The organism is Actinomyces sp. HMSC065F11, from assembly GCF_001813085.1.
Taxonomy (GTDB): Bacteria; Actinomycetota; Actinomycetes; order Actinomycetales; family Actinomycetaceae; genus Gleimia; species Gleimia europaea.
The window spans coordinates 1-22,542 of record NZ_KV811458.1; the positions used below are offsets into that span (position 1 = coordinate 1).

20 protein-coding genes and 1 tRNA gene are annotated in these 22,542 nt (G+C 57.4%); 12 read left to right on the forward strand and 9 right to left on the reverse strand.

Going from position 1 to position 22,542, the window contains the following annotated elements:
• Nucleotides 1–73: 73 nt before the first annotated feature.
• The 4 genes from HMPREF2891_RS00005 to glpK all read right to left on the reverse strand — a co-directional run bounded on the left by HMPREF2891_RS00005 (nt 74) and on the right by glpK (nt 6,118).
• The gene (locus HMPREF2891_RS00005; RefSeq protein WP_070663425.1) at nt 74–1,357 is read right to left on the reverse strand and encodes an anaerobic glycerol-3-phosphate dehydrogenase subunit C; all 1,284 of its coding nucleotides are present in this window, start codon (nt 1,355–1,357) and stop codon (nt 74–76) included.
• A complete protein-coding gene (glpB, locus tag HMPREF2891_RS00010) occupies nt 1,357–2,616 on the reverse strand; it encodes a glycerol-3-phosphate dehydrogenase subunit GlpB (RefSeq protein WP_070663426.1) in 1,260 nt (419 codons plus the stop codon). The genes HMPREF2891_RS00005 and glpB overlap by 1 nt, the downstream gene beginning before the upstream one ends.
• Nucleotides 2,613–4,202 carry an anaerobic glycerol-3-phosphate dehydrogenase subunit GlpA gene (gene glpA, locus HMPREF2891_RS00015; RefSeq protein ID WP_070663427.1) on the reverse strand — a complete coding sequence of 530 codons (1,590 nt, stop codon included), beginning with the start codon at nt 4,200–4,202 and terminating at the stop codon, nt 2,613–2,615. The genes glpB and glpA overlap by 4 nt, the downstream gene beginning before the upstream one ends.
• 389 nt (nt 4,203–4,591) lie before the next feature.
• Nucleotides 4,592–6,118, reverse strand: a complete 1,527-nt coding sequence (glpK, locus tag HMPREF2891_RS00020; protein ID WP_034509683.1) for a glycerol kinase GlpK — start codon at nt 6,116–6,118, stop codon at nt 4,592–4,594.
• A 290-nt stretch (nt 6,119–6,408) separates the two neighbouring features.
• On the opposite strand from glpK, the gene HMPREF2891_RS00025 reads away from it, so the two are divergent.
• Together HMPREF2891_RS00025 and HMPREF2891_RS00030 are read left to right on the forward strand one after the other, a co-directional pair.
• Nucleotides 6,409–7,377, forward strand: coding sequence for a sugar-binding transcriptional regulator (locus tag HMPREF2891_RS00025; protein ID WP_070663428.1), 969 nt, complete (start codon nt 6,409–6,411; stop codon nt 7,375–7,377).
• 14 nt (nt 7,378–7,391) lie between these two features.
• The gene (locus tag HMPREF2891_RS00030; protein ID WP_070620759.1) at nt 7,392–7,919 is read left to right on the forward strand and encodes an amino-acid N-acetyltransferase; all 528 of its coding nucleotides are present in this window, start codon (nt 7,392–7,394) and stop codon (nt 7,917–7,919) included.
• Between the two features lie 105 nt (nt 7,920–8,024).
• Here HMPREF2891_RS00030 and HMPREF2891_RS00035 read toward each other — a convergent pair whose 3' ends face one another.
• From HMPREF2891_RS00035 to HMPREF2891_RS00050, 4 genes are all read right to left on the reverse strand, one after another.
• On the reverse strand, nt 8,025–8,585 hold the full coding sequence (locus tag HMPREF2891_RS00035; RefSeq protein ID WP_034509690.1) for an NYN domain-containing protein: 561 nt from the start codon (nt 8,583–8,585) through the stop codon (nt 8,025–8,027).
• Nucleotides 8,586–8,665: 80 nt separating this feature from the next.
• Entirely contained in the window at nt 8,666–9,373 is a 708-nt protein-coding gene (locus HMPREF2891_RS00040; RefSeq protein WP_070663444.1) for a PspA/IM30 family protein, read from the reverse strand.
• Between the two features lie 101 nt (nt 9,374–9,474).
• The gene (locus tag HMPREF2891_RS00045; RefSeq protein ID WP_070663429.1) at nt 9,475–11,463 is read right to left on the reverse strand and encodes a coiled-coil domain-containing protein; all 1,989 of its coding nucleotides are present in this window, start codon (nt 11,461–11,463) and stop codon (nt 9,475–9,477) included.
• 43 nt (nt 11,464–11,506) lie between these two features.
• Nucleotides 11,507–12,760, reverse strand: coding sequence for a hypothetical protein (locus HMPREF2891_RS00050; RefSeq protein WP_070663430.1), 1,254 nt, complete (start codon nt 12,758–12,760; stop codon nt 11,507–11,509).
• A gap of 69 nt (nt 12,761–12,829) precedes the next feature.
• Here HMPREF2891_RS00050 and HMPREF2891_RS00055 point away from each other — a divergent pair, with 69 nt between their 5' ends.
• The 4 genes from HMPREF2891_RS00055 (at nt 12,830) to HMPREF2891_RS00070 (ending at nt 17,035) form a co-directional block, all read left to right on the forward strand.
• Nucleotides 12,830–13,207: a cold-shock protein gene (locus tag HMPREF2891_RS00055; RefSeq protein ID WP_034509703.1), complete on the forward strand. Its 378-nt coding sequence runs from the start codon at nt 12,830–12,832 to the stop codon at nt 13,205–13,207.
• Nucleotides 13,200–13,943, forward strand: a complete 744-nt coding sequence (locus tag HMPREF2891_RS00060; protein ID WP_070620750.1) for a DUF3027 domain-containing protein — start codon at nt 13,200–13,202, stop codon at nt 13,941–13,943. Before HMPREF2891_RS00055 ends, HMPREF2891_RS00060 begins: the two co-directional genes overlap by 8 nt.
• A 95-nt stretch (nt 13,944–14,038) precedes the next feature.
• Nucleotides 14,039–15,466, forward strand: coding sequence for an NCS2 family permease (locus HMPREF2891_RS00065; protein ID WP_070663431.1), 1,428 nt, complete (start codon nt 14,039–14,041; stop codon nt 15,464–15,466).
• Nucleotides 15,467–15,733: 267 nt separating this feature from the next.
• Nucleotides 15,734–17,035: an MFS transporter gene (locus HMPREF2891_RS00070; RefSeq protein ID WP_070663445.1), complete on the forward strand. Its 1,302-nt coding sequence runs from the start codon at nt 15,734–15,736 to the stop codon at nt 17,033–17,035.
• 118 nt (nt 17,036–17,153) lie between these two features.
• Here the strand turns inward: HMPREF2891_RS00070 and serC are convergent, their stop codons facing one another.
• Nucleotides 17,154–18,278 (reverse strand): phosphoserine transaminase, encoded by a 1,125-nt coding sequence (gene serC / locus HMPREF2891_RS00075; RefSeq protein ID WP_222566246.1) that lies wholly within the window; start codon nt 18,276–18,278, stop codon nt 17,154–17,156.
• A 119-nt stretch (nt 18,279–18,397) separates the two neighbouring features.
• Here serC and HMPREF2891_RS00080 point away from each other — a divergent pair, with 119 nt between their 5' ends.
• The 6 genes from HMPREF2891_RS00080 to HMPREF2891_RS00105 all read left to right on the forward strand — a co-directional run bounded on the left by HMPREF2891_RS00080 (nt 18,398) and on the right by HMPREF2891_RS00105 (nt 22,541).
• Entirely contained in the window at nt 18,398–19,093 is a 696-nt protein-coding gene (locus HMPREF2891_RS00080; RefSeq protein WP_070620742.1) for a metal-dependent transcriptional regulator, read from the forward strand.
• A gap of 112 nt (nt 19,094–19,205) precedes the next feature.
• On the forward strand, nt 19,206–19,949 hold the full coding sequence (locus HMPREF2891_RS09890; RefSeq protein ID WP_158237848.1) for a C40 family peptidase: 744 nt from the start codon (nt 19,206–19,208) through the stop codon (nt 19,947–19,949).
• A gap of 130 nt (nt 19,950–20,079) precedes the next feature.
• Nucleotides 20,080–21,009: a universal stress protein gene (locus HMPREF2891_RS00090; RefSeq protein WP_070663432.1), complete on the forward strand. Its 930-nt coding sequence runs from the start codon at nt 20,080–20,082 to the stop codon at nt 21,007–21,009.
• Nucleotides 21,010–21,083: 74 nt separating this feature from the next.
• Nucleotides 21,084–21,156 (forward strand) — tRNA-Arg (locus tag HMPREF2891_RS00095).
• Between the two features lie 39 nt (nt 21,157–21,195).
• Entirely contained in the window at nt 21,196–21,744 is a 549-nt protein-coding gene (locus tag HMPREF2891_RS00100; protein ID WP_070663433.1) for a GNAT family N-acetyltransferase, read from the forward strand.
• Nucleotides 21,745–21,845: 101 nt separating this feature from the next.
• Complete coding sequence (locus HMPREF2891_RS00105; protein ID WP_261666676.1) at nt 21,846–22,541, forward strand: HNH endonuclease family protein; 696 nt, start codon at nt 21,846–21,848, stop codon at nt 22,539–22,541.
• Nucleotide 22,542: the final 1 nt, after the last annotated feature.

Here is a 22,542-nt window from a genome sequence, read left to right on the forward strand (position 1 = left end):
AATAAATCAGTCCAACTTCCGGGGGACAGTTCAATTACTCGGGGCCGCGTCTCATATTGGGAGGAAAATCTGGCTACTTCTGCGCCGCTGCGGAGGCGTCGATTGCGCCTTCAAGCAAATCGTCAGAGAGGCCGTAAGCCCAGTGCAGAAGAGAAACCGGGTGAATCATCTTCGCACCGGATCCCTTTGCCAGCTGCCAGCGGCACGTTTCCGTGTCACAAGCTGCAAGGTCGGGGTTGTTGCGGCGAATGAAGTCAAACACGGGCTTGCCAACAGCCTCGGCAATCTCGCGCTTCTCCGACTTCATGCCGTACGTGCCCGCAATACCGCAGCAAGGCTGGTTGGACTCCACTACCTTGACGCCCGGGACGAGCTCCATGAGCTCCACGGCCGGCATACCCATAGCTTGGCTCTTCACCTGGCATGGCTGGTGGTAAGGAATCGTCATATCCAGGCGGCGCAGGTTCTCAACGGGGAGCTCACCCTTGTAGTACAGGTCAAGGAGGAACTCAGAAGTTTCCACGGTGCGTACCGCAACTTCTTCAAGACGAGGATCGTCAAGACCCATGATTTCCTTGGCCTCGTGCTTCAGCATGCCCGCGCAAGAGCCGGACGAAGACACGATGGTGAGGTCCTTACCTTCCGAAAGGAGGGCGTCGCACAGGCGCAGAACCTTCTTGGTTGCGCCGCCGAAAATGCCGTTGGACTGCTCAGCCAAGCCGCAGCATCCCTGCTCTGGCACCAGAACCTCGTAGCCGAGGTGTTCTAGCAGCTCGATGGTGTGCTTCGAGGTCTGGACCTCAAAGTAGCCGCCCGCACAGCCGTGGAAGAACACGATCGGGCCGCGCGGCGCCGGGCCGGTTGGAGCCTTGCGCTTCTTCAACCATCCGCGAAGCGACTGGTTGTGCGCGGTAGGCATAGGCGCTCCGTCAGAAACGCCAACAACAGCGGAAACAACCTTGCGCAGCGGCTTGATGCCAAGCGCGGCATTCGCAATCGGGGCGAACGGGGTCATTACCTTACCCATGAGGTCGGTCTGCGTGATTAGGCGGTCGCGAATCGGCATGCCGTTCTGTGCCTTCATAACCGCGCGGGCCTGCGCGTTGATCTCTGCGATCTTCACGCCCTGCGGGCAAACCATGGTGCAAATACCGCAACCCGAGCAGTAGTCCAGCGAGTGGTCCACCGACTGGCCGTGGCGGAAACGCTCGGCCTGCGGGCCCACAAACTTAGGTCCGGGGAACAGCGGAGTTACGCGGGCCACCGGGCACTGCGTCTCACAGATCGTGCACTTAACGCAGTTATCTAGGGTTGCGCGCGCAAAGTTTTGCTGTGCGAACTTCAATGCGTCACTCATTACTTACCTCCGAGAATCGAATCGGTTGCCCGAATCATCGAACCAAGAGCAATGCCTTCGCCCGACTTCTCTCGCCAACGCTTAGCGCCAGCAATCGTTCCACCAATTACGCGTACGTTGTCGTACACAACCTTGCCGTCGTGGTCCAGCGGCCTCATGTCGCCATCAACCGCAACGCCTACCTTGAACAGGTTCTGCTCCTCGCCCCAGTAGTCACCGTGTACCAGGTCTGGCAGTTCACCACCGGTCACTGGTAGGCCAAGTGCGCGTTCAAATACCTTGCCGTAAGAATCCAGCGTGATTGCACCGGACTCGAACCCGCCGCCAGCTAGGACCACGTTGTCGCAAGCAATCTCACGGCCGCCACCAGCGCTGTCGGTGATCACGTGGGTGACGCGCTTGCCATCAGTCTTAACGCCGGTCACTTCAGCGCCGAGCATCAGGCGAATACGCAAGTCCTTAACTCGCTGCGTGAGCTTCTGGTTCAGCCTCATGCCGGGAACCGACGGGGGCTGCAGAGCGATCTCAAACACCGGGTGTCCCAGGAGTTCGCGGAACTGCTTCCACACGCCCTCGCCGTTTACGCCGAGGATTGCTGGAAGCGCTACGACCTCGCCGTCTTCTACGTGCGGGCGGATCGTGTCAGCAAGCTTGCGGAGCACAACCGGATCTTCCAAGGCTCGCGCGAACGTGAGCGCTGTTGAATCGATTTCACCTTCGCGGACCTCGAAGTCCAGCATTAGCGTGCGTGCCTTGATCTGCTGGCCGTCAATCTCTTGGCGCTCCAAGTTACCCGCTACAAACTCGGGGAAGAAGTCCTTCATCTGCCGGAACCCAACCACCAGGTAGCGCTTGCCCGGCTCGATTGCTCCCTCCATCATTGAAGGCTGCGCGATGCAGGTGGGACGCATTGCGCCAATAGCCGAAGGTAGTAGGACGTTCTTCTCAATGTCACCAACGAGGAGGCCTTCGCCAACCTCGTCCATCACGAACTTAACGCCCTCGCGAACCGCATCCGCGCCAATAATGGAGTACGGATGATCGCCTTCCGGGGCGCCCTTTTCGAACTTATTCTCCGCGATTGTTTCAAGCGGCTTTTCAAGACGATCCGGAGCGTATCCGAGAACGTCAATCGTGCCCTGTGAAAGCTGCAGGCCGCCGATACCTTTCGAGGCCAAAATGACGGGTTCGCCGGCCTCGCGAAGCCGGATTGCTGCGGTAAGTCCCGCGATACCCGCGCCAATAACTACCGTTGTCATCGCACTGCCTTACTGTTGTTCGAATCGTCCGCCGTGGGAAGGTGCTCAATGTCGTAAATGCCCTGGAAAATCCAGTCATCAAGCGCCGTCTGTCGAGCCTGACGCCCGTACAGGATCGGCCACAAACCAATCCACCTATTCTTCAAGAACAAGCGCATAAGCTCCGTAACATGAGCGGCATCGCCGCGCCCCATCTGCTGGGTGATGCCCGCTGCGCGCATAGAGCAGAAACCGCCCTGACATGGGCCCATGCCTAGGCGAAGCTGGCGACGCAAATCGTCAAACGTCGCATCCGGCTGCGACTCAAGCAAGGTTTCAAACATCTTGCGGTTCATGAGCTCACACTCACAAACAATCTGCGCGTCAAAGCGGTCACCCTCACGCTCTTCGAGGCGGTGAGTGACCTCGTAGTTGTCACCGCGTTCCGTGCCCGGCATGATCTCTTCCGCCGTGCGGCAAGGACGCCAGTCGTCCATCTGGCGGCACATCACGTCAACAACGTTCTTAGCCATCAAGCGGTACGTGGTGAGCTTGCCGCCAGCAATCGTAAGCAGGCCGCCGATGCCGTCGCGAGTGGAGTGGTCGATGATCGACATGGTGCGCGACATGTGACGAGTGTCCGAAGCATCCACGCGGCTATCCCTAACGAGCGGACGAGCGCCCGCCCATGCGTGCACCGCACGTGCCTCGCGGAATCCTGGAATAAGAGCTTCACCAGCGTCCAGCATCTGCTGAACTTCGTTGCGTGGAATCTCCAGGTGATCCGGGTCTTCCACCTTGACATCCGTGGTGCCAATAATCGAAACCGTGTGGACCGGAACGATGATGTCGCCGTCTGAGGGGTAGATACAGCGGTTCACAACCTGGTTTACCAAGCGGTGGTTCATAGCGATCATGATGCCGCGGCCCGGAACCACGTCCACGCCGTGCGCGCCAGCCATCGCCGCAATCTGACCAGACCAGGGGCCACCAGCGTTGATCACAAACTTACAGTTGATGCGAACGTCCTCGCCGGTCTTCATGCCGTGGGCGTGAACCGCGATCACCTGGTTGTATGCGGTCTCGATCTTCTCCACGCGGTGGTAGGTGAGGACCTCGGCGCCGTACTGCTTTGCGGAGCGGATTGCGCCCCACAGCATCGCCCAACCATCAACCGTCTTGTCCTTCACCTTGAAAGCGCGAAGCAAACCCGGGTTTAGGCGGGGTTCTTGCGCAAGCGCCTCGGACGGTTCGATTTCTTCGGTCCACACGCCGGTGGCCTGAGCGCCGGCAAGGAACTTGTCGCCAAACTCGGGATCATCCTCCGGCGTTACAACGAAGAGGCCGCCCGTGTCCTCCACTGCATCCGGGTGCAGGTTAGCAATAATCTCGTTTTCTTCAGCGCACTCGGCTGCCGAAATCGGGTCTGATACGACGTATCGGCCACCGGAGTGGAGGAGTCCGTGGTAACGGCCCGTGGTGCCTTGGCCAATATCGGCGCGTTCTACCAAAACTGCTTTGAAACCACGCATTACGAGGTCCCTCAGCACGCCGACACCGGTTGCTCCACCACCGATAACAACAACTTCTGTGTCGAGTTTCTTCATTGATCACTCCTGGTCATCAGGGAGTGGCCGCACCCGCGGCCACTCATCTCACCTCAAGGCTAGGACGAAAAGCATTCGCTAATTGCCGATTTTCGGATTCTCAATGCTTCCTGCTATCACTGAAAATATGTGCAAGTTAGTTCTTGTGTTTTCCCTGTATTTACGGGGAATTCGAACTTTGCGAAACCCGCCCGTACACACATGGGCGAAGTCTTCGTGTCTCGTCGTGCACGTTCGCGAACGGCCAAGAGCGGCTATTTATGAAACGAATGACTTAGATAAATCGTGACCGCTGTCTCTTGAAAGGTCAAAATAAAACCCACTCGAACGAATGTGCAAAAAGCTGTGGCCCCGAAAAATCGGGGCCACAGCTTTTTGGGAACTAGGAGTTACGCGTTGCGAACGTCCTCGTCAACCCAGTCGAAGGTGCGGGTTACTGCCTTCTTCCAGAGGCGGTAAGTGCGCTCGCGCTCTTCCGCATCCATCTTCGGCGTCCAGCGCTTGCCCTCAGACCAGTTGTCGATAACGTCCTGCTCACCCTGCCAGAAGCCAACCGCAATACCAGCTGCGTATGCAGCGCCAAGAGCGGTGGTCTCCGTAACCTTCGGAGCAACAACGTCTACGCCAAGCACGTCAGCCTGGAACTGCATGAGCAGCTCGTTAGCAACCATGCCGCCGTCAACGCGAAGCTCGGTCAGGTCAACGCCCGAGTCAGCGTTCATAGCGTCAAGAACCTCGCGGGTCTGGAACGCGGTAGCCTCAAGGACAGCGCGGGCGATGTGGCCAGCGGTGTTGTAGCGCGTGAGGCCAACGATGGCGCCACGTGCCTCGTCCTTCCAGTACGGGGCGAAGAGGCCGGAGAATGCCGGAACAAAGTAGACGCCACCGTTGTCCTTAACGGACTTAGCGAGCGGCTCGATTTCCGGAGCGGTGTGGATCATGTGCAGGTTGTCGCGGATCCACTGTACGAGCGAGCCGGTAACAGCAATCGAACCCTCGAGTGCGTACTTGGTTGGCTGGTCGCCAATCTTGTAGCAAACGGTGGTCAGAAGGCCATTCTCGGACTGGACGGGCTCTTCACCGGTGTTGATAAGCATGAAGCAACCGGTGCCGTAGGTGTTCTTAGCCATGCCCTTTTCGAAGCAAGCCTGGCCGAACGTTGCAGCCTGCTGGTCACCGAGGATACCCGCGATCGGGGTGTCGATGATCAGCGAGTTCTTCGAACCATAGCCGTAGACCTCCGCAGAGGAGCGGATCTCCGGAAGCATCGACATCGGGATGCCCATGTCAGCGCAGGTGTCCTCGCGCCACTTCAGGGTCTCGATGTCCATGAGCATCGTACGAGAAGCGTTCGTCACGTCAGTGACGTGAACACCGCCATCCGGACCGCCAGTGAGGTTCCACAACGTCCAGGTGTCCGTGTTGCCAAACAGTAGGTCTCCAGCCTCGGCGCGCTCGCGAGCGCCCTCTACGTTGTCAAGAATCCACTTGATCTTCGGGCCGGAGAAGTAGGTGGAAAGCGGGAGGCCACAACGATCGCGGAAACGATCGTTGCCCTCATCACCGGCGAGCTCGCGAACGATCTCAGCCGTACGCGTGTCCTGCCAAACGATTGCGTTGTAAACCGGCTCACCAGTGTTCTTATCCCAAACGATCGTGGTCTCACGCTGGTTGGTGATGCCGACAGCGGCGAGGCTGTGGCGGTTGATAGCCGCACCTGCCAATGCGGAGCCAATGGCCTGATGGATGTTGTCGCGAATCTCAATCGGATTGTGCTCTACCCAGCCGGCCTTCGGGAAAATCTGCTCGTGCTCGAGCTGTCCTACCGAAACAATCTCACCGTCGTGGTCGAACACAATTGCGCGAGATGACGTAGTGCCCTGATCAATGGCAAGTACGTACTTCTTTTCGCTCATGTTTACCTTCACTTCCTTGTGCAAACAGTTGAATGAATGGGCGAATCAACAAGCGTTGACCTGCGTCGCTGCACCTTTGTGCCATGCATCACGAAGTCTATCGCTCATCGTTGAGACTTGCACTACAAACCGATCAGGTCACCGGTTTGCAGTTAGGCTCCTTGAATGCGCTGTCTGGTCATCAGTAAGCGACATCGATAGCTAGTTGTATCCCAATACTGTGGTCTAGATTGCAGGTATGAACCCCTAACCTCCTGAATTGAACAGCCGTGCATGGCAAACTATGAAGAATGAGCATACGTGATAACGATGCGCACGAGGCCGCATCAATGTACTACCTACAGGGCGAAACCATGGAGATGATTGCGCGTCACCTCGGGGTTTCGCGGTCCTCTGTTTCGCGACTGCTGGCATATGCCCGCGAATCCGGCCTGGTCCGCATTACCGTAGCGCCGGCGCCCGGCGAGCGCGGCACCCTAGCTGGCGAGCTCAACCAGATTTTCGGCATCCGCTCAACCGTGGTGCGTGTGCGCGACCACGACACCGGCGTAAACCGCCTCGACTCGGTAGCTAAAGTTGCGGCCGAACGCCTGCTCGACTTCATCCACCCCGGCAGTAAGATCGGTATCGCATGGGGTAATACCACCGCCGAGGTTGCCCGCAACCTCACGCCGGTGAACATCGACAACACAACGGTTGTGCAAATGAATGGTGCGGCAAGCGCATCAGGCACGGGCGTGAACTACATCGATACCACCATCTCGCGGGCGGCAGACGCTCTTGGGGCATCCATGGTGCATTTCCCGGTGCCCGCATTCTTCGACTATGAAGAAACAAAAGAAGCGATGTGGCGGGAACGCTCGGTGAAGAGCGTAGTAGACCTCATCTCGAAGGTTGATGTGGCGATGTTCGGCGTAGGTGCCTTTGGGGGAGACGTGCCCTCGCACGTGTACTCCGCGGGATTCCTCGACCCAGCTGAAATGGCGGAAGCACGTAACGAGGGAGTGGTGGGAGACATTTGCACCGTCCTCATTCGCGAAGATGGCTCTTATGAAGACATGGCCATTAACCGGCGCGCGTCCGGCCCCACCCCGAAGCTATTGAAAACTATTCCCACGCGCCTGTGCGTGGTAGCAGGAGAGGCCAAAGCAATCCCCCTCATTGGCGCGCTACGCGCCGGCGTTGTCACCGACCTGGTGGTTGATGACCGCACCGCCCGCCGAGTGTTGGAACGTGCACGCACCACCGGCCTGCATTAGCCATACTGGAGGGGATGCTTAACCAAACCATTCAGACCGCTGCGGGGCAAGTGCAGTTGCGCTTTGCCCGCCCGGCTGATGCTCGCGCGATCTGGAACCTCACCAAACCCTACGTTCAGCAAAAGATACTCGTGGACAAACCCCTCATCGCCTACTTTGAGGACATTCAAGAGTTCATCGTCGCTGAAAGAGATGGTGAAGTTTTGGCGTGCGGTGCCCTCCACGTCCTCTGGGATGACATTGCGGAAGTGCGCACCCTTGCCGCTTCCCCCGCTGTGCGTGGAAGTGGCGTGGGCTCACTCATCTTGAATGCCCTTGTCGAGCGGGCGCGTGACCTGCAACTAAAGCGCGTCTTTTGCCTAACGTTCGCAGTTGATTTCTTTGCCCGGCACGGTTTCGAAGCTTTTGAAGGCATGGCCGTGGGCGTAGACGTGTACCAAAAAATGCTGCGCACCCACGATGACGGCGTGCGCGAATTTCTTGAACTGGCCTCCGTCAAACCCAACACCCTGGGCAACACCCGCATGATCTTGCACCTTTAGGAAACTGCACTACCTGCGGTCGCCCCGCGCCGGAGACGCAAAGCAAAAGCGGCCCTCAACCACGGTTGAAAGCCGCTCTCGCTAGATGTTATTCGCCGCGTAAACCTAGATGAACTCGTACGGGTCGAAATCCTCCAGATCGATGATGCGCAAGCGAGGCAGACGCACCTGGAACGCGTCAATGCCGTGCTCAATGTCGATGATCTCCAAGCCCTCGTCTGTTAGATCATGCAGGCCCGACGAGATGAACTCGGGGAAACCGAGAATGCCAACGCGGCGGCCGGCCTCAAGGAGGCGCTTGATTTCTGGCTCGTAATCGCCATCATGGCTGGCCAAAATCACGTCACCAGACCCGCGTTCGCCAATCGCGTCCAGCGTCTTCTTAATGCCCTGATCCACCACCTGGTCATCCGGTACGCCCGAAAGCGGAATTGGGCGGTAACGCATTGCAAGCAGTGCCTGCACGAAGTTCATCGGCATGTAGCCCGACGAAGCATTTAGGAAGAACAGGCCCTTCACCGGCTGGTCCCAAAGCTCCTCAGTGGAAGTTAGAACGCGGTCCCACCGGGGACGCTCTTCCGACGCTGGCTTTCGATCCAGCACCGAGACACCAAGCGTGGTGTCAATATTTTCGCCATCAATAATTAAATAAGTAAGCGGATCCATTTTGATACTTTCAATGGGTGGGGCAAAAAGCCCCACCCATGTAGTTGAAATTTGTAGTTGATGCCTTGCGCCTAAGCGATTTAAGGCTTCTTCTTTAGAGCGGCCAAGCGAGCCTCAATTTCAGACTGCTCGTCCAAGTTATCCAGTTCGTCGAACTGGGACGCGAAAGAATCAGCTGCGAGTTCTGCGCGGCCTTGAGCCATCGCTTCTTCACGGCGAATCTGATCCTCAAAGCGGGAAAGCTCCGAAGTGGGGTCAAGCACGTTGATCGAGCTAACCGTATCCTGCAACTTCACCTGAGCGGCTGCCGTCTTCTGACGGGCCACAAGCTCATCGCGGCGGCGCTTCAAATCCTCGAGCTTTTCCTTCGACTGAGCAAGACCAAGCTTGAGTTTGTCAACAACCTCGGTCTGGCTTGCAATCATCGGCTTTGCATTCTCAGCCGACTTCTCGTAGCTAAGCTGTTTGCCAAGAGCAACCTTTGCCAGGTTATTCCACTTGTCAACCTCTGCCGGATCGGTAGCGGAGTCAGCGCGAACAGACGCAGCTGCAGCCTTCTCGCCCCATTCCTTGGCGGCCGCGACATCGGAGTCGTAATCGGCTTGTGCAAGACGGAGGTTTCCAATGGTCTGTGCGACGGCCTCCTCGGCCTCCGCGATCGAGTTCGTGTAGTCGCGAACAAGCTGATCAAGCATCTTCTTTGGATCCTCAGCGCGGTCCAAGAGTGCGTTGATGTTCGCCTTAGCAAGTTGGGAAATGCGGCCTAGGATCGACTGCTTCTCTGCCATGTGATCTCCTTTCAAGGAAAACGCCAGGGCGAAGGCGCCCAAGACGCGCACAGACGTGCGTTTTCATTATATATGTGACGCGACACTCACGGCGCGTTAAATCAGAACTTTCCGGATCCTCCCGAGCTGAATCCGCCGCCAAAACCTCCGGAGCCGCCGGAGCTGAATCCGCCGCTAAAACCACCCGATCCGCCGAAGTCGAAGCCGCCGCCGAAATCGCCCGATCCGCCGGAGCCAAAGCCGCCCCTAGAGCTGCCGCTAGAGCCACCGCCGCCAAACAAAAGTCCGCCCAAGATCAGTGAGGTGAGGTCAATTCCGCTACTCGAACCTCCCGAACCGTGCGGTGGCGTGGGGCCGGACGACAAATCGACGGCACGGTTGGCCAACACAAGCGCGTCTGCGAGCAAATCAAGGGCTTCCATGGGGGAAGACGGCGCAACCTTCGCGGCCTCTGCTCGCTTCGCCTTCGCCCGTGCGATGAGAGTTCTCGCCTGTGAACTAGCACTGAACGGGTGGGCTGACACGTGTGAATCGGCGCGGACGATCGCGGCATCCACCTCTGCGAACCTGCGATCCAGGCGGGCATTGGTACGAAGCTGCTTCTCTTCTGCGTTACGTAGCGGCAGCAATGCGTTGTCGAGGGCGTCCTCGGCTTCATGAAGTTCGGTCAGAGCACTCAGTGGATCAGCGCCGCCACGCCGGGCCGCGTTACCGTGCTCGATCGCGCGATGAGCATCCTCAACCAACGGATTGAACGACGCCTGGTTGTGGGCTAGACGCGAAACGTCCTCAAGATCTGAAGAGATCGAACCGATAGCTTGGGCCAGCTTATTCTTTGCATCTTGCAAGTTCGCCTCAGCGCTCATGACCTCCTTGATCTGAGCAAGCGCCTGCGTGAGCGCGCGCATTGCAAGATTCACGTGGAAAACGCCCGTCTTGCGATCCGAATCCTTCTTCGCCTTGGCCTCCGCGAGTGCCTGGCTTGCCGCGTCGAGCAGGCGGTTGGCCTCGTCCGGATTATCCAAAATGGATTGCAAAACCTGATCGGAGTAGGTGAGACGAAGCGACTTGATCTCCAACTTCGCGTGCTCCACCCGCTCGCGCGCCTCGCTTATGCGCTGGTCGATGCTGGAAATATTCGAATCGATATTAGATTCGACGTCTCGAAGCTCGCTAAAACGCTTAGCCTGCGCGTCCAAAATCGCGCTAACGCGAGTTACATCGTCTTCTAGCTCGTCAACCAGCTTGGTCTGCGTATCGGGGTTGGTTTCCGACTCCATCTCGGGTTGCTTCTTGAAGGCCTGCGTCATGATTTCCGTGGCTTCATCCAATGCATGCGCAAATTCCGTGGTTTCCAGCTCGCCAAACTGAGCCTGCGCGAATGCTAGGTCTTCCCTGGCAGCGCGAACCGCATCATCAGTTTGCATCATTGAAACATTCAGCTTCTTAATGCGATCTTCAAGTTGTTCCGTGCGGTGCTTACTGGCCTGACGCAGGTGCTTCTTCTTGCTTCGTTGAGCTGCTATAACGATGAGAACGAAGCCGATAAAGCCTACGAAAACTATGATGAGGAAGATCCCGTCCGCTAAATCGCTGTCGTAATCGTCATCCGAGGCGCCGCTTGAACCGTTCTCGCTATCGGACAAGAGCCGGGAGGTGTCCGACAGTGCCTCTACCAGATGCTCGGGCGTTATTCCCCCGCGCAAGTTTGAAGAGCCCGCGGCCGCCGCAGAGTTCGCCTGTGACGAATTAACAGGCGCGGCAGGGCCCAAGCAAATGTTGTACTCGCCAAGCTCGGTTGCAATCGCGTAAACCACCGCGGATGCCGGCAGTGAAGGGTTGTCATCACCCAGCTTGGAACACCACGACGATGGGGAAGTGCCTTCCCAATCCTGCGTAATAACCATGTAGAACGGGAAATCCACCGCGGCTGTGGTCATCGTTTCGAGCTGCGCCTTGGTGTCAGCATCGAGAACCCCAACCTCGTCAATCACGTGAGAATCATCGATGCGCACCGCTGCGCTTGCCATTGACGGCAAAAACATCAGTAGGGCAGTGGCTAGAGCTACCAGTACAGAGCGCTTCTTCATACCCTTAGTTTCGCGTAAAAGCCGGCCTGTGTCAGGTCAAAGCTCAAACTTCGCTCACGGTAAGCGCGATCTGCTCACATGTTCTAGTGATCTGCTCACATGTGCGAACCGGAAGGGTGGGCCGTTCATCTTGTGGACCGGGATCGAGTAGCACGAGGCAGCCCGCGAGCATTGCTAGGTCTTCAGCTTCTACGTTTTGACGTAGATCAATCAGGATTTCGGCAAGGCGAGTAGATAGGACCGCTAGGCGCGTCCACTCCACCTCGCTGCCCGACACGCGCGCCCACTCTTTAGCCGGCAAGTACTTGCTCGTCAGGTCAATCGCGCGGCGAATCCACACTGCCCGAAGTAAGTCAGCCTCAATCTGAAACAAGTCCGTAGCAGTTGGTTCTTGTAGTAATGCCAACGTTTTCACGGATTTAGACACGATCTTTTGTGCCTGCGCCAGGCCCGCACGCATGCGTGCGGAAACCTCCGAGCCTGCGGTGGGGGACACCCTTGCCACCTCCAGGCGTGACGTGGCAAGTCCCTCCTCGATTTCGCTGGCGAGTCGGGCCAATCCAAACGTTGGATCTGGGCTTACGTAGCGGCCCGCGCGAACCGCGGCACGATGCGGATTGACCGAAGCGGGATCTTCCGCCCTGTACGCGGCTAAGGCATGCGCATACTTGTTTGCGCGCAGGCTACGCAAAGGCTCGGCCGGCTCTCTAACAGCAGATACTGCGGCGTTCATTCGCGTGCAACCGGCGGGGAGCTTGGCTTTTCCTTCCACCACGGTTGCATCAGCCAGACAGGAAGCCGCAAGCGCGCGAGCCCTGCCCAGCTCAAACCGTAAATCCGCGCAGGCATCCTCGCCAAACATCCAGCGCGAAGCCCAATACTCACGGCGCATCTCGCGAATCGCACCATCCAAGTCGAACGCGTTAAGCGGATCTGCGGCCGGAGACAACACCTCGTTAGCCTCGGCCGGTACTTCCTCCGAGTCGTTACCTACGTCCTCACTCGCCTCGTGATTCGCAGCGACGCTAGCGGCTTCGTCTGCGGGGGCGCCCTGGTCTGCATCTGCGGGTTCAGCGGGCACAGCCGCATCCACCCTTTGCGAATCTAGGCAGTCCTCGCCGTTCTTTCGAGCCTGGGAACGCCGCGCAATAACAGCAACAGCAACCGCAACAACCACTAGCGCCGCGCCCGCGCCAAACAACCAAACTACCGTGCTCACGCGGCCTCCCTCACCAATTTTGCGATGCGCCACACCAACCAGCTCCCAGCGCAAATGCGCCACCCTTGGCGATGACATTGTCTCTCGCACTATCATAGGGGTTAGACGTAACAATATAAGCGAGAAAAACAGACTTAGGAGGCTCCAGTGCCCACCGGCAAGGTGAAATTCTTCGACGCGGATCGGGGATTCGGATTTATCGAAGGAGACGACGGCGAATCCGTGTTCCTCCATGCATCCGCACTGCCCGAAGGCGTTCGCGCGCCGAAGGGTGGCACTCGCGTTGAATACTCTGTAGTTGACGGCCGCAAAGGTGCGCAGGCAATGTTCGTAGAGATCCTGCAGGCCTCGCCCTCCATAAGCAAGCTAAACCGTCGGAAACCCCAACAAATGGTTGGGTTAGTTGAAGACCTAATTAAGGTACTTGACTCCGCATCCGGATCGCTTCGCCACGGAAAATACCCGAATAACTCAGACAAGATCGCGGACCTACTCCGCGCTGTAGCGGATGATTTTGATGCCTGAAAACGAAAAGACTGAACCCGCTGTGGCTGCCGACAAGATCCTCAAAGACGCGGTAAAAGAGACCCTTGAAATCGTCCTTGAGGTTGTCGAACCAAACGAAATCGGTGAGCACCTGGGCTACCGCGTTGAAGGTGAGCGCCTGCTCACGCACTTTTTTGCCGCGAACAAAGAGGGCTACCAAGGCTGGCACTGGGCCGTAACCGTGTCCAGAGTTCCACGGGCGCGGAGAGTAACCGTATCCGAAATCGACCTTCTACCTGGCAAAGGCGCCCTGCTTGCACCCGAATGGGTGCCCTGGGAAGAGCGCCTGCGTCCATCGGACGTGTCCCCCTCAGATGTACTTCCGTACCGTCAGGAAGATTCTCGCCTCACGCTGATTCGCGACTCCAAGTACGGATCAGACGAGCCGCCCCTTTCGCGCGTGCGTACCCTCTCACAAGAAGGCATTGAAAGCGCACGCACCAGGTGGCACAGGCGCTCGCGCGCCAAAGTGAACAAAACCGACTCGAAGTCCACGTGCGCATCCTGCGGCTTCCTCGTTGCCCTTCGCTCCGAACTGGGGCAGAGCTTTGGCGTGTGCTCCAACGAGTGGTCTGGCCACGACGGCCGCCTCGTTCCCCTCACCTACGCGTGCGGTGCCCACTCTGAAACCGACGTGCAAGAAACCGGTAGCCAATGGAACGTGGTGCCTCCGCGCGTGAACGAACTGGACCTAGAGATCATCAGTGACCTCTAAAACCCTAAAACACGCAGGAAATGTGACGCCCGCTACCCGATGTCCACATGGTGGTAGCACAATCACAAAAACGCGTGCAGTGAGACCATTTACCTGTGAATACCAATACTGCACAGCGCTCAAAGCTAGATAGTTTCTTTCACATTACTGAACGCGGTTCCACAATTGGTCGCGAAGTACGAGGTGGCTTTGTCACCTTCTTCGCAATGGCCTACATCCTCGTTCTTAATCCCATCATCCTATCCGCAGCATTCCCCGAAGATGGATCCCTAACGATCCCAACCATCGCGGCGGCAACGGCACTCGTAGCAGGCGTCATGACAATCCTCATGGGCCTAGTTGCCAACTACCCGATGGCGCTCGCGGCCGGCATGGGTTTGAACGCCATGGTTGCGTTCACCCTCGTCCTCGGTTCGGGCCTCACCTTCCAAGAGGCAATGGGTCTGATCGTCTGGGAAGGCATCCTCATCACAATCCTGGTTCTAACCGGATTCCGTGAGGCCGTCTTCAATGCGGTGCCTAACCAGCTCAAGGTGGCTATTTCGGTTGGTATCGGCCTGTTCATTGCGTTCGTTGGCCTTATCAACGCGGGCATTATCCGTCCCGGCGGCACCCCCGTTCAGCTGGGCATTGACGGATCGCTTGCCGGCTGGCCAGCCCTCGTGTTTGTCGTTGGCCTTCTGCTAACCATCGTGCTTTACGTGCGTAAGGTTCGCGGTGCGATCCTAATAGGCATCATTTCTTCCACCGTGCTTGCCGTCATCATTCAGGCCATCGTAGCGATTGGGCCGAAGAATGATGAGAACCCGACCGGCTGGGGCGTTACCGTTCCAGAGCTTTCCGGCTCTCCGGTCTCGCTTCCCGATTTCTCGTCGCTAGGTGCATTCGACCTGTTCGGCGCGTTCGGTAAGCTCGGTCCGCTAGCCGTTGTACTGCTGATTTTCTCGCTCATGCTTGCCGACTTCTTCGACACCATGGGCACCATGGTTGCGATCGGTGCTGAAGGTGATCTGCTGGACGAGAACGGCACTCCGCCGCGTTCACGACAGATCCTCGTCATTGACTCTCTTGCGGCTATTGCCGGCGGCCTGGCAGGCACTTCCTCCAACACTTCCTACGTTGAATCTTCAGCGGGTGTTGGTGAAGGTGCACGCACCGGCCTAGCTTCGGTTGTGACAGGCATCCTGTTCCTACTGTCCATTTTCCTCGCGCCCGTCGTAGAGCTAGTACCAACCGAGGCTGCATCTACCGCCCTTGTGTTCGTTGGCTTCCTCATGATGACGCAGGTCTTGGATATCGAATGGAAGAGGCCAGAGATAGCAATCCCGGCATTCCTTACCATCGCGTTTATGCCGTTCGCCTACTCCATTTCGGTAGGTATCGGCACCGGCTTCATCACCTACGTGATCGCCGCGGTAGCAGTTGGCAAGGCAAAGCAGGTTAAGCCGCTCATGTGGATCGTTTCCGTCCTGTTTGCGGTTTACTTCGTGCTCGGCCCAATCCAGGCTGCACTGGGAGCCTAAGCTCCCGCCACGGGCAACTTTGCCAGACTGATCCTGAGCTAAGCCCGTAGCTACAACCCAATATTCGGCGCGGCTCGCGAAGATAACCTCTTCGCGAGCCGCATTAGAATTGTCGTGCAAAACCCGCGGGGCAAGGGAGAAATAAGACTCCTCTTGCATGGCGGCAGAGGTCCAGATGTTCACAGATCAAGATGGATCCCTAAGCGCCTGGTCTGACGTGGCGGCGCGTAAACGATGCTGGCATTATTGAAAAAGGAGGTATACGAGGTGTCAAAAACGTTCGAATCATTAAAGTACTTCAACTACAGACTATGGTTCGGCGCCAACATCATCTCCTCCACCGGCATGTGGATGCAGCGCATCGCGCAAGACTGGGTGGTGCTCACCGTCCTCACTCAAGGTTCCGGCACCGCAATCGGTATTACCACCGCCCTCCAATTCCTGCCCATTCTCTTGTTCAGCCCGTGGGCTGGTGTGATCGTAGACCGCGTGAACCGCAGAAACCTGATCCAGTTCACGCAGGGCATGATCGGCCTCATGTCACTCATTTTGGGTGTCCTTATTCTGACCAACACGGCACAACTGTGGCACGTGTACGTCCTTGCATTCCTCGCAGGGATACTCTCCACCATTGATGCGCCCGCCCGCCAAACCTTTGTATCCGAACTCGTTCCACTTGGATCCCTACCTAACGCAGTGGGCCTCAACTCGGCAGCATTCAACGTTGCGCGCCTAATTGGGCCTGCCCTTGCCGGCCTCGTCATCGAATGGGTAGGGCCAGGATGGGTATTCATCGTCAACCTGCTTCTATTTGCCGCGCCCGTAACCGCGGTAGCTTTGATGAATAAGAGCCTGCTCACCCCCGCCAGCCGGGTGAAGCGTGAAAGCGGGCAGATTCGCGAAGGCGTGCGCTACGTTATGGGTCGCACCGACATTGTGGTCATCATGATCGTGGCCGGAACCGTGTCTGCATTCGCAATGAACTTCCAGCTCACCTCCGCGGTCATGGCCACCGAGGTTTATGGGAAGGGCGCTGGCGAATACGGCATCCTCGGATCATTCATGGCCATTGGGTCGCTCACGGGTGCGCTTCTTGCCGCGCGCCGCAAGTTCCCGCGCGTGCGCCTCGTGGTTGTTTCCGCGTTCCTCTTCGGACTGTGCGATATTGCGCTCGCGTTAGCGCCCACCTACGAGTTGTTTGCCCTCATTGCCATCCCCACCGGCCTGGCCATGCTCACGATGATCACGTCTGCTAACGCCGCCATCCAGATCTCCACCGATCCTGCCATGCGAGGGCGCGTCATGTCGCTCTACCTCATGGTTTACATGGGGTCTACGCCCATTGGTGCTCCCATTATCGGCTGGGTTGCCGACACCTGGGGAGGTCCCTGGTCGCTGGCCGTCGGAGGCATTTCGGCGATTATCGTCTCTGTTGCCGCCGCCATCTGGGCTATCAAGTCTTGGGACGTGCGCATCAAAGCCAGCTGGTCTCGTAGGCCCATCACCACCTACGGTCCGCGTGAGCGTGCTCGTGACCTCGAAGCTGGCGGCGACCAGCCCACGGATTAGAACGCTCTTTACAACAATCAGGTGGCCTCGACAAATAAATGTCGAGGCCACCTGATTGGACGCTGTTAGCGAAGCCGGCTCGGCCTCATAAATCAAACGTCAAGTGCTTGGCAGAGTGCTATAGGCGGCTGGCCACAAAGTCGATGCAACGCAACAGGGCCGAAACATCTTGCGGATCCACCGATGGGAACGCGCCAATACGTAACTGATTGCGGCCCAGCTTGCGGTACGGGTCCACATCAACCACTCCGTTATCGCGCAATACTTGCGAAACTGCGGATGCATCCACGCCCTCAAAATCAATGGTTGCCACAACCGGAGAACGTAGCGCCGGGTCAACCACGAAGGGCGCGGCGAACTTGCTGTGCTCGGCCCACATGTAAATCAAATCCGTTGATGCTTTCGAACGCTTCGCCGTTGCATCCAAACCACCAAGGGCCAGCATCCACTCAAGCTGCGCATGCATCATAAGTAGCGTTGCCAGAGCGGGCGTGTTCAGCGTTTGGTCCTTGCGCGAGTTATCAATCGCGATCGAAAGGTCCAAGAACTGTGGCATCCACCTGCCAGAATCTGCATGCAACTGCTGGGCGCGCTCAATAGCTGCGGGGGAGAGGATCGCAAACCAAATGCCGCCGTCGGAGCCAAAACACTTTTGCGGCGCAAAATAGTAGGCGTCAGTTTGGGAAATATCTACGCTGGCCCCGCCGGCAACCGAAGTTGCATCCACCAAGCACAGGCCACCCGGCATACGCTTCACGGGAGAGATAACGCCAGTTGATGTCTCGTGGTGCGGCCACGCGTAGACGTCCGCGTTCGCAACCTCCTCAACCGTTGCAAGCTGCCCGGCAGGAGCATCAAAACGCACAGGCTCTTCCAAAAACGGGGCGCGGGCGGCCTCCTCGAAAAACTTCGAACCGAACTCGCCAAACGTTGCGTGCGCGGAACGCTTTCTAATTAGCGAGGTGGTGGCCACCGCCCAAAAAGCCGTGGAACCACCATTTCCTAACACGACTTCATAACCATCAGGAATGTTGAACAGGCGCGCAATCATCTCACGCACCTCGCCAACAACGTTGCGCACCGGCGGCTTGCGATGGCTCGTACCCATAATTAGGTGAGGGGACCTTGGCGTATTCCCATCAGCTAAACGGTCAATTTGTTCCCTGCGTACAAGCGAAGGGCCGGAGCCGAAACGCCCGTCTTTCGGTAAAAGATCAAATGGAATCTGTATTTTGGTCACCATACTGAAGAATCTAGTCGAATATGGTTCATTTATGGCAACAGGTCAATAAATGGACCGAAAATAAAAAGGGGCACGACGCGTGCCCGCGTTTTGGTGCGGATACGAAAAGACGGGAAACAATGCGTGACTTGATCGACACGACCGAGATGTACCTGAAAACCATCTACGAGCTTGAAGAAGATGGCATCACTCCTTTGCGGGCGCGCATCGTTGAGCGCCTCGGGCATTCCGGGCCCACCGTGTCGCAAACCATTGCGCGAATGGAGCGTGACGGCCTCGTTATAGTCGAAGAGGACCGCACCTTAACTTTGACCGATGAAGGAAAGGGGCTGGCAATCGAGGTTATGCGCAAGCATCGCCTGGCTGAACGCCTGCTGGTTGATGTCATCGGTTTTGATTGGACGCTCGCGCACGAAGAGGCGTGTCGGTGGGAGCACGTAATGTCGGACAGAGTTGAGCATAAGCTCAAAGAGATACTGGACTGCACTAAGAAAGACCCCTACGGCAATCCGGTACCGGGGGAATGGGAACTGCCTGAAGGTCTCATATCCCTCTTAGACGTTCATGCCAGCCTCGCGGAAGGCGAGTATTTGATCGCGGAACTTGCCCGCCTTGGCGAGCCCGTTCAGTCTGAAGTGAATGCTCTGAGCGCCCTCGACGATATCAAAATGAGACCAGGAGATGAGATCTCAATCACCCTGCGCGATGGGGAGCTGATGCTATCCCAAAGTGGCAAATCCGCGAAAAGTGAGGGATCTGTGGCGATTCCAGACTGGGCCGAGCCGCATATATTCATTTTAATGACCACTTTATGAGTGGAACTGTTCACAACTTCGTTATCGTTACGTGACATTTCGTGTGCATGTTGGCTAGAGTGAACTTGTTATTCAAGGAACCTAAATAAGGCACCTTCTAAGGGAGAATATTTTGGCTAAGAAGATCGAGGCACGGCACCGCCGAGCATGCCGTCCCGTGACGCCTCTGACGGACATTACTGAATCCATCAGCCCCGTCCGTGGCGTTGCAACGGTTTCCGCAACCGGACTTGCACTAACCGTTCTTGGTAGCGGCATCGCAACTGCAGCTCCTGACTCGGCGCTCGACCTCGCCCCCAAAGCGCCTCCTACCATTCAGGAAGGTCGTATTGCGCAAGCAAACCCCGTCCTCACCGCTCCGGCAGACGTCGCATGGGCATCTGGTGACGACCTATCGGTAAGCGTTGAGATTGTCGAAGAAGAGGTTGCAGACGGCGATCTTGCCGGTCGTGGCGAAGCTGCGGACCGTGGTTACGAACGCGAATCGCTCCAGCAGGGCCAGGCATCTCCGGTCTCGATCCCGTCAGCGAGCGCTTCTTCAGCGGTTGGCGTTGCCGCGCAGTACATTGGTGTTCCTTACGTTTGGGCAGGTGCTTCCCCGAGCGGTTTTGACTGCTCCGGTCTCGTGTCCTACGTGTACGGGCAGCTGGGCTACAGCCTCCCGCACTCCTCTTATGGAATTGGTGCTTCCGGCACCTACGTTCCGGCATCTGAAGCAGCTCCCGGAGACATTGTCTACTACGGCGGCCACGTTGGCATCTACGCGGGCAACGGCATGATGATTCACTCGCCGGCTCCCGGCCGCGGCGTTGAATACGCTCCGGTTTACGGCGCTCCGAGCTACGTTCGCCTCTAAGGTTTAACGAAAAAGTCCCAGCTTCTCGCTGGGACTTTTTTGTACCCAAAGTGTAAACCCCATTCAGTACAGCTCACATTTTTTGTCAACTGTGTGCAAAATAGAGGTGAAAGCTATAAGGGAGGCAACAATGGCTGGGCAGAAAGTAATCCTCGTTGGGGTAGACGGGTCTGCAGAGGCCAACATGGCACTCGATTGGGCAGCAGCCCGAGCAAAAGAGGACGGCTCTCTCGTTCACGTGGTATGCACCTACGCCCTCGCCTCATATTCGGCAGCCGCCCTTGACGGAGGGTACGCCGCCCTTGACGATGACGCCCTGCAACAGGGCGCACAAAAAGCAGTTGATCACGGGTTGGAAAGGCTTCGTAGCCACGGCCTCACCGAAGTTACCGGCACCACTGAGCCGGGCGATGCCACCAGCGTCCTCGTGCAACTATCGGAAGAAGTAGACCTGATTGTTGTTGGATCGCGCGGGGGTGGAGGCATAGCAGACAGGCTTCTTGGCACCGTCTCCTCGGCACTTCCTGCCCATGCGAAATGCCCCGTGGTTGTGGTTCCCAGGCACACGTCCGGCTCTCCCTTCTGGCCCATTAAGCGCATCGTCGCTGGCGTTGACGGCTCGCGAACCGCTCACACCGCCCTCGAAAAAGCAGTTGACGAGGCTGCGCTATGGGGTGCGCAAGTTGATGCGATCGCCGCTGTTCCAATTGCCACGGGTGCGGGCATGCTCTCTTGGGTACCCACAACCATTGACCGCGAGCGCCTTTATGAAGAAATGGAAGAGGAACTCGCCGCGGCATGCGCCAAAGTTGTGGGGGACCGTGATGTGACGGTTAAACGGCACATTATTGACGGATCGCCGGCGGAGCTTTTGACAGAGTTCTCAACCGCTGTTGACCTCGTGGTTGTAGGTACAAGAGGACGAGGTGGATTTGCCGGCCTGTTGCTTGGATCGACTTCGCAAATCGTACTAACTCACTCCACGTGCCCAGTTATGACCGTGCCATCCTCGCGGGGCTCCGAGTCTGATAGCGTCAGCACGCCGTGGGAGCGGCGCTGACACTGAGCTGTAAATGCCAGGTGTTTGCGCATTCACGCGCCGGCGCTTGCTCATGGTAGGCTTTTTCAGGTTAAGCCCTCGTAGCTCAGGGGATAGAGCACCGCTCTCCTAAAGCGGGTGTCGGACGTTCGAATCGTCTCGAGGGCACTAAAGCGGCTTTGCTCCAATGAAAACGGCGAGGTTTTGATGGAAGAAAACTGCGAAGTTCTGGCCGTGGGGCTACGCCGACTCCGCTCATCCGACGCTCCACAGGTCTACCAAGCTTTTGCGTCTAATGCTGATATGACGCGGCAGGGAGATGTCTCGACTCTCGCCCAGGCGCAGGCTTATGTCAATGCGCTGATAGCTACGCAATCACCTCATGAGCCATGGGCCGTGGTCGAGGAAGACACGCTTGTTGGCCTCGTGTGCGTATCCGTCGATGAGGAAAACCTGAGTGGCTGGTTTTGGTACTGGATGGCAGATGATGCCCGTGGTCGCGGGTGGATGAGCCGGGCCGCCGCGACGGTTGCCAACTGGGCTCTGACAACGCGCGACCTGGAGCGTCTCGAGTTGGGCCACCGGGTAAATAACCCGGCATCAGGCGCGGTGGCTCGTAGCGCGGGTTTTATTAAAGAGGGAACGGAGCGCCAGAAGTTCCTCATCGGCGGGCAGCGGATTGACGTTGACACGTATGGGCGGCTCGCTTCTGATCCGCAACCACCAATTAACGGCTTGGTTCTGCTTGAGGATTAGGCCCTGTTAGGGTCCGTCCACACCGTACCTGTAACAGGGTTCGTGCACACCCCCGCAAGCCTAAGTGGTTTTTCAAGGCAAAGCCAGGCATGGTGATCTATGTGAAGAAAGTAAAACCTGGCGATGCCCTCGTGCTGTTTGTCGTGCTTGCAATTGGCGTAACCGTAGCCATTTGGGCTGGCTTACTGCGCTTTGATGGGGCGCAAGCTGAGGACGTTCCCATGTCGAAAGTGCGCGACGAACTCATGGCGCTTGAAGTTAGTGGGTGGGTGGATGCTCCGCCCTACGAACGCGCGGAATTCGGGGAGCCGTGGGCTGACGTGGACATGAACGGGTGCGACACTCGAAACGATATTTTGGCGCGGGACATGGAACGCGTGGTTTTTCGACCCAACTCCAGATGCGTGGTGGCAGCTGGGATCTTGAATGACCCGTACACGGGAAGAGAGCTGTATTTTGAGCGCGGAGATAAAACGTCCCCACTGGTTCAAATAGACCACGTTGTGCCGCTTTCTAACGCGTGGTTTGCAGGCGCCTGGCAGTGGGATGTGGCCAAACGGGAACAGTTTGCGAACGACCCGCAAAACCTCCTAGCCGTGGATGGGCCAGCCAACGAAGATAAAGCGAATCTGACGGCCGATAAGTGGCTACCCGAAAACTCCGACTACCACTGTGCGTATGTGGCCAGGCAAGTACACGTCAAATACGTGTGGGGGCTTAGCGTGAAAGAAAAAGAGCGACAAGCCATGATCGATGTGCTCTCCAAATGCCCGGTAGTGGAAGTTCCAACTCGGTAGA